This window comes from Rheinheimera sp. (genome assembly GCF_020217005.1).
Lineage (GTDB): Bacteria > Pseudomonadota > Gammaproteobacteria > Enterobacterales > Alteromonadaceae > Pararheinheimera.
Genome location: NZ_JAIWOI010000317.1, coordinates 1 through 10000, shown reverse-complemented (window position 1 = coordinate 10000; position 10000 = coordinate 1). Strand labels below are relative to the sequence as shown.

The window sequence follows — 10000 nt, the reverse complement described above, 5'->3', positions numbered from 1 at the left end:
GCAGCACAACATGACAGATTTAACTCAGGGTTCCTTATTACGCCATATCTGGACTATGGCATTGCCGATGATGATCGGCATGTTTGTGCAGTCGCTTTATCTATTCGTTGACTTGTATTTTGTCGCCGATCTGGGCGCTGCTGCAATTGCAGGTGTCAGTGCAGCAACAAATTTGACTATGCTGATCATGGCACTAACCCAGATGCTGAATGTAGGTTGTGTCGCGCTGATCGCCCGCTATACCGGAGCTAAAGAACATCAGCATGCCAATGTTGTATTTCAACAGGCCATGCTAATGGGTGCAGCTTTAGCAGTGCTGACCTTAGCGCTAGGGTTTGCACTTAGCGATAACTATATGCAGCTCATGACTGCGGATCCCGAAGTACAACAGCAGGCACAACAGTTTTTACACGCCTATCTGCCTGGTCTGGCACTGATGTTTGTTTCTTCCGCTATTGGCGCCGCACTACGGGCTGTAGGCGTCGTTAAACCCGCCATGATGGTGCAACTTGTCACTGTGCTGCTCAATATAATTCTGGCGCCAGTGTTAATCGCCGGCTGGGGCACAGGCTATGCCTTGGGAGTGTTTGGTGCAGGCTTAGCCAGCAGTATAGCTGTGGCTGTAGGTGTAGCTTTGTTATGGCTCTACTTTCTGAAAAGTGATCACTCTGTGCTGCAAACACCAAAACAATGGCGCTTTGACGCTAAAGTCTGGCGTCAAATTACAGCTATAGGTCTACCAGCGGGCGGCGAATTTGCCCTGATGTTTGTTTTTACCGCCTTTGTCTATTGGGTGATAAAAGATTTTGGCACAGCCACGCAAGCCGCCTTTGGTATAGGCAACAGAATTCTTCAGGCTATGATGATGCCCGCTATGGCGTTGTCTTTTGCTATGCCAGCTATTGTTGGCCAGAACTATGGCGCAGGCCATGCGGACCGGGTTCGGCAGTGTTTTAACATTGGACTGAAACAAATGGCGTTCGTCATGTTGCCGCTGTTTTTACTGAGCCAGTGGCTGGCCCACCCTCTGATGCTGGCCTTTACTGACGATCTCAAAGTAGCTGCTGAAGGTGAGTTGTTTCTGCATATCATCAGCCTGAATTTTATAACCATAGTGCTGGTATTCAGTTGCTCTGGTGTTTTTCAGGGCCTTGGCAATACCTGGCCTTCGCTGGCCAGTTCAGCAGTACGGATCTTCGCTTTTATTTTGCCAGTCTTGTGGTTATCCAGCCGTAGTGATTTTTCACCCGCTATGGTCTGGTATGGTTCTGCCGCCAGTGTGTTAGTGCAGGGGTTGATGAGCTTCAAGCTATTGCGTTGGCAATTACGTACTAAGCTGGCGAACAAAGTTACTGCAGCCTAGCACTTCTGTTGGCTAGCTTGTTTGCGCTGGCCTGCTGGTTGCCTGAATGCTGCGGCGCCAGCCGAAAACATAATATTTACAATAAATAAACACCCATATTGCATTTGCCACTTTATTCCATCTACACTGCTGCTCTGGCCTGGAAGCCAGGCTAAGTCAAATGTGAAACTCTGTTACAAAGCATTAGAAGGACATACAAGGATGTTAAATTCCAAAAGCCATTTTATGGCTCTTGCAGCATTGTGCGCTTTTTTCTTATATGGCTGCGGTAGCGGCTCTTCAGATACAACAACAACGCCAGACCCGGTCACACCAGTAAATACTGCACCTACTGCTAAGGCTGTGCTCAGCCACAGTAACCAGAATGTCGGAGGTATACTGAAACTGGATGCTTCAGAAAGTACAGATCCGGAACAAGATACGCTGAGTTACAACTGGCAGTTGCTGGGCCCTGACGGTAGTGCAGTACAGCTAACTGACAGCACAGCAGTTAAAACCGAAGTGACGACAACTCAGGCTGGTGTCTACAAAGCCGAACTTAAAGTCACAGACAGTAAAGGTCTGAGTAACAGCACGCAGCAAAGTATCAGTATCAGCCCGGCTCCTGTTATCACAGTTGAAATTCTGGGAGTCACATCAGCGCAACAGGGCCAATTGCTAAGCTACAGCGCAGTGGTCAGCTCGCTGGAACTTGAGCAGCCGCAGTACCTGTGGCAACTGGAGAAAAAACCAGAGTTCAGTCAAACCAGCCCAGGGCAACAAAAAGGCCTCACAACCACACTACAACCGGATTTACCTGGCGACTATGTGTTGAAACTAACCCTGACCGACAGTCTGGGGAAAACTCTGACTGATCAACTGACACTTAAGGTTACGGCATTAACAGTTAACGCTTCGCCTACAGCGATGATTGAAGTAGAGAAAAACTTTATTAAAATCAATGAAAAATTATCGCTTTCTGCGAGCAAAAGCTCGGATCCCGAGAAGGCTCCACTGAGCTATTTGTGGGAAATACTGCAAGCTCCCACAGGCTCAGTTTTTAATCTGTCAGCGCCTACTGCTGTAAATACAGACTTTATCACTGACAGCGCCGGTACTTATCTGTTGCAACTGACGGTCTCTGATGGAGAAAAATCAGCACAAAAACAACTGAATATAACTGCGGAGACCAACAACCAAGCGCCTGTAACTGAAGTAAGTAGCAGCGCTAAAAAAGTCAGACCTGGCGACACCGTACGATTGACATCCAAAGCAACAGATCCAGAGGGTGACCCGCTGACCTACCAATGGAAACTGGGCATCAAGCCAAGAACCAGTCAGGCCGCCTTGTCGGCAGCAACTGCCAGCGAAACTGATTTAATTACGGATCTGGAAGGTGAATATGTGATTTGGCTGCAAGCCTCAGATGGCGAGAAAAAATCTTTCCCAAGAGGACTGAAAATTGAAGCCTATCTGAACTTTGCACCGGAAGTGACGATACAACCCTTTCAACCTTTAGTGGCTGTAGGTGAAGCGCGCAGCTTAACGGCTGTGGCTACGGATTTCGAAGGCAGTCCGCTGAGCTATCTCTGGACTGTCGACAAAGCACCAGAGGGAGCTCAGGTTAATTTGAGCCAGCCAACCCAGGCCAGCACGGAATTTAGTGCCACTATGGCGGGTGATTACTATCTGATGCTGGTCGTCACAGACAATCAGGGCAAAGCTTCAGCGCCGCTGAAACTGATGCTGCAAGTAAAATAACCAGACGCTTTGCCTAAGTGCAGCCAAAAACTGCGCTTAGGCGGGCTTTATCAATCGAGGCTCCAACTGCACTGACGCAGTGATTTGAAGTGCTGTTGTTACAACCCCATCTGTTTTTTATAACGACGGGCTAAAAACGCTAACCGCAGTTGATCCAGCAGCAACATCGCCAAAGGCCAGCGGCGGATAGACCAAAACGGCAAAGCCTGACCAAAACGCCTGAGCATCAATCTGGTGTAAGCCATTTTCGCCAGTGCTTGCAGTGGCTTTTTGGCAAAACGAAAAGCCGGTAACGCTGGGCTTAGTGTTTCACCTTGTTGCCAACGCTCTGGTAAGTCGGGCACCAATGCCAAAGCTGTGGCTATGCCCACTAAAGCGACACCACTATGCAGCACCTGCTCTGCGACCTCTAGCCTTTGAATACCGCCAGTCAGCATCAAAGGCATTTGTGCGGCTTGCTGTAGCTCTTTGGCAAAGTCCAGGAAATAAGCCTCACGCGCCAGTGTTGAGCCATCGCGACTGTCGCCTTGCATAGCAGGAGCTTCGTAGCTGCCGCCGGACAATTCGACAAAATCCAGCGCCAGCGGGTTGAGCCATAACAACACTTGTTTCGCATCCTCTGTGGAAAAACCACCACGCTGAAAATCGGCTGAGTTCAGCTTCAGGCTGATAATAAAACTGGCAGGCAATTCAGCACGCAACAGAGTCACCAGCTCCAGTACTAAACGGGCACGGTTTTCTAAACTACCACCGTACTGATCCTGCCGCTGATTCACCAGCGGCGATAAAAACTGGCTGAGTAAATAACCATGAGCCGCATGAATTTGCACTCCGGCAAAACCTGCCTGTAACGCCAGTTGGCTACTTTGCAAAAATTGTTGTTTAAATTCGCTGATATCAGCCAGCGTCATGGCTCTGGGGCTGGCAAACATCTTTGAGAACTGACCTAAATCTAAAGCCACAGCCGAAGGTGCTATCGCCTGCTGCCCCAGATTCGCCGGCATTTGCCGCCCCGGATGATTCAGCTGCAAAATCAGCTTAGCGCCCTTTTGTTGGCCTGCTTCTGCCCAACTTTTGAATACAGCTAAATCCGATTTGGCATCCAGCACTACACCACCTGGCCCTGTTAACGCTTTGCGGCTCACCATCACATTGCCGGAAATTAATAATCCAGTACCGCCCAAGGCCCAGTGCTGATACAACTGAATCAGCTGTGCCGAAGGATTTTGCCCGGCAGCGGCCATATTCTCTTCCATAGCGGCTTTCACCAGCCGGTTTTTCAGCACCACGCCATTTGGCAAAGTTGTGGCTTCAAACAACATAGTTATACCTCTTGGTTCTGTTTTCTGGCTTAGGTTTCGCCATCAATTCAATTCATGGGGCACGTATTACACCAGCCCGATACCACAAATACCGCGGAACAGATGGACGGGGCGGGTCTTGTACCCGCCCGCCTGAATTCCCAATCCGATGCCAATAAAGGCCGTCTGAATTCAAGTACAACGCAAGGCACTTGCTAAGTAATTGCAGCTGCAGCAAGGCGACAAACAATCGAGTCCCCGGGAGCATAGTGACCTATGTGACTGGGGCGAGAGTGTGCAGTCAACGCCGCTGTGGCTACAAGTACAACGCAAGTGTAAAGCTTCAACCTAGGTTGAGAGTCAAGCCTTGCCATACCAAAATCCGGACCTTATCCTGCAATAGTTTTCAGCTTAAGGAAAAAACCATGTATCGCATTGGTCAGCTCGCCAAATTATTGAATGTCTCTGAATCAATACTACGCTTTCTGGAACAACAAGGGGTGATTAGTCCAATGAGGGAACAGAGCGGCTACCGTTATTACAGCGAAGACAGCAAAAGCCGGCTGGAAGTCATCTTAAAAGCCCAACAAATGGGCTTTAGCCTGAAACAAATCCGCTCAGTGCAACGGCAAAATCACAGCAGCGACCAGCACCCGGTCGACTGCCAGTTGCTCTTGCCTATGCTGCAACAAAAGCTGACAGAGATAGACCAGCAGATGTGGTCACTGAGAGAGCAAAGGCAGCAAATTGAACTTTTAGTGTCACAGCTCAGCACAGCTGAAGTTACAGCACAACAAACAGCATCCTAACCGTTGCTCAGAGTAAATCTGCGTTGCTGCCGCCAGGCACAGACCTCACACTGTACTGAGTACTTTCACTGCATAAGGTGACGCTGGCTCTTCAGACCTTCAGCTGAAACAAAAAATACGCTTCTGCAGTCGGAACCCAAGCTAAACTCTCATTATCAATGCCCTACAACAAACAGCAGCACTTTGCATGGCATCACATTTCTGCTGTTTTAGGTAGAGCACATAAAGTTACCAAGGCAGTACACCCCAATGAAAACCCTCTACCAATACGCCATAGTCCGATTTTTGCCTTTCGCCGAGACAGGCGAATTTGCCAATATTGGCATAGTGTTATGTGCCCCTGCAGGCAGCATTTTTGCCTTTCAGCTGGTTCCTGAACATGCGGAGCGGGTGCCACGATTTTTTCCACAAATCAATGAAGCATTGTTCCCTCTGACCATCAGAGCATTAACTGAAGAGTTAATCAAAGTGCAACAGCTGGCAGAACAGCAAAAAGCGCCAGAGGTTTTTGCCGCCTTTCAGCAGCTCACCCAGCCAAACGAAGAGTTAATTTGCTACTCCAGCCTGCGCTCCGTCTTAACCGCAGCTAAGCCCGACGAACTGCTGGCGCAGTTAGTATCCCAATTGGTGCCTTAATCAGTATCTTGATTAGTACGTTAAGAGTGAAGTAGTAAAACAAGACAACGAGATACAACTAACTACCGCATTTCACTGTTAAGTCCGCTTCAACCAAGTTTCCGTTAAAACCATCAACTCTTTTGCCTGTTTGATACATTCCGCAACAGCAGCATCTTCCACCAGATCACCGGAATAATCCGCAACATTGCGCTGCTTACGCAAGGCATCCGGAACAATAAGCCTGTCCGTGTCTATACCCACTGTCTTAACCAAAGATTGAAGCATGCTTTATGAAAAGTAGTTTGATGGTGGCCAGTTTTACTGGTCAGGGTTCGAAATCCAGCAGCCTGCAACGCTGCATTCGACAGTTGCATAATGGCTTTGTAAGCGGCATCAAAGCGGTTTTCATTACTCAGTCCAGCCAACTGCATCTTTAATATTAGGTTGTGCCGCTTCTAGCAGCCGCTGTATAGCTGTTTTATCTGGGTTAATGTGTTCCAGCAGTATGCCCATCAGATTGTCTAAGGTTATCCTTGTCTCCTGCGATCATCAGTAGCGGATTAGCCAACAGTTCACGGATAAAACCGGAACCTTCAGCCAGAGCTTTCTGCCATTCGGCGACTGAATATAGTTTAGGATTGATCTCGCGGCCCAGCTGTTGCTGCGCTGGATACAGGCTCTTCACTGCATCCACAAAACTCAGTTCCCCCACCAACAGCAGGTCGATATCGCTATTGGCCGTCGCTTTGCCGCTGGCGACTGAACCAAAGACTGCAGCACACTGCAGTTGATCGGATACAGGCAACAAAGCCTGCCGTAACACATCAACCAAACCAGTCGTTTTACGCAGAATACTGGCGAGTTCTTCATACACCACGCAGCTGGTATCGGCCTGATAACACAGCTGGTTCCCTTGCTGTGTTTTTTTCAAAATGCCAGCCTGTGCCAATTTCGTTAGCTCTTTATGCAAAGTGCCGGGCTGCGTATCAGTTAAACGGGCAATTCCACGCACATGCCAAGCCTGGTCGGGTTTTAGCAACAGCAAACCCAACACCTGACGCCGGTAACCGGTAAAAAGCAAATCCGTAAGAGCAGACACAGCAGCACCAAATGAAGCCAAATAAGCTACGAATGCAGCCTTTTGGGCTTCATTCGTCAATTTTAGAATAGACATACATCTGCAGGCTCTTGTAGCCGTGGCAAAAGCCACAACCTAATACTGATGATCTTTTGCACCACTAAAATATAACCTTAAGGTATCAAAAAAACTTGACACTGATACCTTAAGGTTTCATATTGATACCTGAAGGTATCTAAACTTAATAAAAAAGGAACACTTATTATGGCTACATGGACTATCGAAGATCAGGAAAATTGTGTCAAAGCGTCAATCTTCGGCGCCCTGTTTTTTGCGCTGCTGACAGGCTTTCAATTGTTAAGAGACATCAGTTTGTTTTGGTTTGAACTAAATGCAGTAAGTGATGCTTTTAGTTATGGCGTGCTGTTTTCAGTGATTTATTTTCTGGTCAAAGTGACGAAACAACCTAAGCTGCTGTCCTACGGCTGGAAAATCCGCGAGATATGCGGTGATTTTCAGGACGAGTATTTACGCAGCCGCTTTCAGCGCGCTACGACGCTGGCCTACAACTTAACTCTAGTGGTGGCGTTTTCGGGTTATGTCACAACCCACTTAATCAACAAAAACGGCGACCCGCAGTGGCTTGCGTTTCAGCCCTTTTTATTACTGACGATCTTTGTCGGGTCCATCAGCTTTTATCTGAGTTTGCGCACAGTGCTGGATGAACAAGAAGAACCAGAGCAGGAAACCAACTGATGGAAGAGCAAACCCTCTACAACAGAATTGCAGAGCTGCGCGCCGCCAGAGGGCTGTCGCAACAGCAACTGGCCGACGCTATTGGTGTATCCCGTAAAACCATCAGCACAGTAGAAACCAGCCGTTTTACGCCTTCTGTGGTGATAGCGTTGCAAATGGCACGTTATTTTGAAGTGCCGGTAGAGCAGATTTTTAGCTTTGATGGGTTTCGTTGAGGTGGGTGTTACTGGTAATTACCAAAATGAATGAAGTAACTGTTTACGCTGAATTTCTCTGCTTGAACAGCGCAGCACTCTGTCTTATTTTTAGCTAACGAGCCGCGTTAGAGTAACTAAACTCACAATGAAAACTCTCTACCAATACGCCATAGTGCGCTTTTTGCCTTTTGCTGAGACAGGTGAGTTTGCCAATATCGGCATAGTGTTATGTCGGCCCGATAATGGTGTGTTTGATTTTCAGCTTATCGCCGCGCCATCAGTGCGGATACAGCAGTTTTTTCCTCAACTAGATAACACCTTATTGCCGAACGCTGTTGCATTGCTCACTAATGAATTAACCCGAATTCAACAGTTGGCAGAACAACAAAGTTCAACTCAACTATTGGCTACCTTTCAGGAATTGATCCGCCCACGTGAACAGTTGCTCCGTTATTCTGGGCTACGCTCAATCTATACAGAGAAAAATGCACAGCTGACACTGAAGTTATTATTCGAACAGTTAGTGCAAGGACTAGCAGAAATAACAACTCAAGGAGAAGGGTTTGTCTCAGCACATTGAAGTGATTGATGTCACCGATTGGTTGGTCGATGACACTCACGGAATATTCCCGATAGGAGCCAGAGATAAACAAATGCTTTGGTCCCCGGCAGAAACCATACCCGCCATAAAACCTAACTGGCCCTATTTATTTAAGTGTTCACGACCCGCATATCCGGATCAGTTCTGGATGGAATGTATCGCCTATTTGATAGGCACAGAGCTTGGCTTTGATGTGCCAAAGGCTTTACCTGCCAAATCACTGGATTTTGAAGGAAAGGTGGTTTGTGCGGCTTTAATTGAATGGTTTTATGACCCTCAAACACAGAACTTCGTGCATGCCGCTGACTTCTTTCAACAGATTTTCCCGGATTTTGATCATCAAAAAGGAAGTCAACACAACCTCCTTGATTTGATAAAGATTTGCAGAGTTCTTAGTAAATTCATAGGAGAAGAACAAAGCTGGAATCAGTGGTTAAATGAGTTAATTCTGTTCGATTCAATTATTGGTAACACAGACAGACATCAGGAAAATTGGGGGATTGTTCATAGTCCGAACAAAAAACCGTCCATCAAACTCAGTCCGTTGTTTGATAATGGTACAAGTCTCGGCCATGAACGGTTTCCTGCCAATGTTAGTAGGTGGAACGATGCAAAAGTGGATAAATATATAAAACAGGGGGCGCACCACTTAAGGATAGATGCTGGCGATCCCAAGGTCAGACTCAACCACCTCGAGTCCGTAAGAATGCTTGTGAATGAATCAGAACAAAACAAAGCTTTTGTTCAACAAGTTATGCAAACTGATTTTGCCACTATGCTGGCTAAATTAGAGTATTTGTGCGAAATTGAACTTGAAATACCATTATCGAAGCAGCGATTCGATTGGATATCCCGCCTGTTATTGTGCAGGCATAAATTGATCTGTGAGCTTCTGACATCATGAAAACTTTGAATACCATAGTTGAACCCAATACCTTATTGGTCACATGGCAGCCAAAATCTGGTGGTGCTCGTTACCTTGTAGCCACAATAGCCCGTAAAGCAGATGAGTACACTTTTACCTATCAAACGGCATCGGAAGATTTTGAATTAGCTAAAAACGCTGGCTTTCTTGGCCATCCTGCTTTTAACCTGGATGTAGCTGTACATACCAACAATGTACTTGATCCGTTTTTGCGTAGATTACCGCCAAAGTCGCGAGGCGATTTTGGCCGTTACTTGCAACAGCATTGTTTGCCTAGCCCGTTTAACGCTTCTGATTTTGCACTGCTGGGTTATACAGGAGCAAAATCTCCGGCTGATGGCTTTATCTTGTTTCCTGACTTTAGCGACATCCAAACCAGCTTTGAATATGTGCTGGAAGTTGCAGGAACAAGGTATCAAGAAGACTTGGACTTGGAATATGTCAGACTGGAAGATCAGGTCACTTTCGTACCTGAAGAGAAAAACAGATTCGATGAAAACGCCATTGCCGTCTACCACGACCAAGGCAAAATTGGTTATGTGAACAAAGTATTCTGCAAATTTTTCAGGCAATTATTGCCATCAACAAAAGTCAGCGCAACCATCGCTAAAA

At 47.1% G+C, this 10000-nt stretch carries 12 protein-coding genes; 9 read left to right on the top strand and 3 right to left on the bottom strand.

Translation table 11 applies throughout. From position 1 onward, the window contains the following. Both LDL40_RS15485 and LDL40_RS15480 read left to right on the top strand, forming a co-directional pair. Positions 1-1363, top strand: a 1363-nt coding sequence (locus LDL40_RS15485; protein WP_300996345.1) for an MATE family efflux transporter, incomplete at its 5' end; no start/stop codon positions are given. Positions 1364-1564: 201 nt separating this feature from the next. Further along, entirely contained in the window at positions 1565-3103 is a 1539-nt protein-coding gene (locus LDL40_RS15480; protein WP_300996344.1) for a PKD domain-containing protein, read from the top strand. A gap of 98 nt (positions 3104-3201) precedes the next feature. On the opposite strand, the gene LDL40_RS15475 is transcribed toward LDL40_RS15480, so the two are convergent. Beyond that, the gene (locus tag LDL40_RS15475; protein ID WP_300996343.1) at positions 3202-4425 is read right to left on the bottom strand and encodes an NADH:flavin oxidoreductase/NADH oxidase family protein; all 1224 of its coding nucleotides are present in this window, start codon (positions 4423-4425) and stop codon (positions 3202-3204) included. A 404-nt stretch (positions 4426-4829) separates the two neighbouring features. Between LDL40_RS15475 and LDL40_RS15470 the strand changes: the two genes are divergently transcribed. Together LDL40_RS15470 and LDL40_RS15465 are read left to right on the top strand one after the other, a co-directional pair. Continuing rightward, the gene (locus LDL40_RS15470) at positions 4830-5213 is read left to right on the top strand and encodes a MerR family transcriptional regulator (RefSeq protein WP_300996342.1); all 384 of its coding nucleotides are present in this window, start codon (positions 4830-4832) and stop codon (positions 5211-5213) included. A 249-nt stretch (positions 5214-5462) separates the two neighbouring features. Continuing rightward, positions 5463-5849 (top strand): DUF3037 domain-containing protein, encoded by a 387-nt coding sequence (locus LDL40_RS15465; protein ID WP_300996340.1) that lies wholly within the window; start codon positions 5463-5465, stop codon positions 5847-5849. A gap of 78 nt (positions 5850-5927) precedes the next feature. Here LDL40_RS15465 and LDL40_RS15460 read toward each other — a convergent pair whose 3' ends face one another. Together LDL40_RS15460 and LDL40_RS15455 are read right to left on the bottom strand one after the other, a co-directional pair. Beyond that, complete coding sequence (locus LDL40_RS15460) at positions 5928-6104, bottom strand: hypothetical protein (protein ID WP_300996338.1); 177 nt, start codon at positions 6102-6104, stop codon at positions 5928-5930. 214 nt (positions 6105-6318) lie between these two features. Continuing rightward, positions 6319-7005: a nucleotidyltransferase domain-containing protein gene (locus tag LDL40_RS15455; protein ID WP_300996336.1), complete on the bottom strand. Its 687-nt coding sequence runs from the start codon at positions 7003-7005 to the stop codon at positions 6319-6321. A gap of 168 nt (positions 7006-7173) precedes the next feature. On the opposite strand from LDL40_RS15455, the gene LDL40_RS15450 reads away from it, so the two are divergent. From LDL40_RS15450 to LDL40_RS15430, 5 genes are all read left to right on the top strand, one after another. Continuing rightward, positions 7174-7665, top strand: a complete 492-nt coding sequence (locus LDL40_RS15450) for a hypothetical protein (RefSeq protein WP_300996335.1) — start codon at positions 7174-7176, stop codon at positions 7663-7665. Next, positions 7665-7880, top strand: a complete 216-nt coding sequence (locus tag LDL40_RS15445) for a helix-turn-helix transcriptional regulator (RefSeq protein WP_206099245.1) — start codon at positions 7665-7667, stop codon at positions 7878-7880. The genes LDL40_RS15450 and LDL40_RS15445 overlap by 1 nt, the downstream gene beginning before the upstream one ends. A 127-nt stretch (positions 7881-8007) precedes the next feature. Next, the gene (locus tag LDL40_RS15440; RefSeq protein WP_300996333.1) at positions 8008-8442 is read left to right on the top strand and encodes a DUF3037 domain-containing protein; all 435 of its coding nucleotides are present in this window, start codon (positions 8008-8010) and stop codon (positions 8440-8442) included. Next, on the top strand, positions 8426-9367 hold the full coding sequence (locus LDL40_RS15435; protein WP_300996331.1) for a HipA domain-containing protein: 942 nt from the start codon (positions 8426-8428) through the stop codon (positions 9365-9367). The genes LDL40_RS15440 and LDL40_RS15435 overlap by 17 nt, the downstream gene beginning before the upstream one ends. Beyond that, a partial coding sequence (locus LDL40_RS15430; RefSeq protein ID WP_300996330.1) for an HIRAN domain-containing protein occupies positions 9364-10000 on the top strand: 637 nt, incomplete at its 3' end. The genes LDL40_RS15435 and LDL40_RS15430, both read left to right, overlap by 4 nt.

Coding starts and splice junctions, on each gene's coding strand:
- LDL40_RS15480 (WP_300996344.1), top strand. CDS start 1,565: ATGTTAAATTCCAAAAGCCATTTTATGGCTCTTGCAGCATTGTGCGCT.
- LDL40_RS15450 (WP_300996335.1), top strand. CDS start 7,174: ATGGCTACATGGACTATCGAAGATCAGGAAAATTGTGTCAAAGCGTCA.
- LDL40_RS15465 (WP_300996340.1), top strand. CDS start 5,463: ATGAAAACCCTCTACCAATACGCCATAGTCCGATTTTTGCCTTTCGCC.
- LDL40_RS15445 (WP_206099245.1), top strand. CDS start 7,665: ATGGAAGAGCAAACCCTCTACAACAGAATTGCAGAGCTGCGCGCCGCC.
- LDL40_RS15440 (WP_300996333.1), top strand. CDS start 8,008: ATGAAAACTCTCTACCAATACGCCATAGTGCGCTTTTTGCCTTTTGCT.
- LDL40_RS15470 (WP_300996342.1), top strand. CDS start 4,830: ATGTATCGCATTGGTCAGCTCGCCAAATTATTGAATGTCTCTGAATCA.
- LDL40_RS15455 (WP_300996336.1), bottom strand. CDS start 7,005: ATGTCTATTCTAAAATTGACGAATGAAGCCCAAAAGGCTGCATTCGTA.
- LDL40_RS15475 (WP_300996343.1), bottom strand. CDS start 4,425: ATGTTGTTTGAAGCCACAACTTTGCCAAATGGCGTGGTGCTGAAAAAC.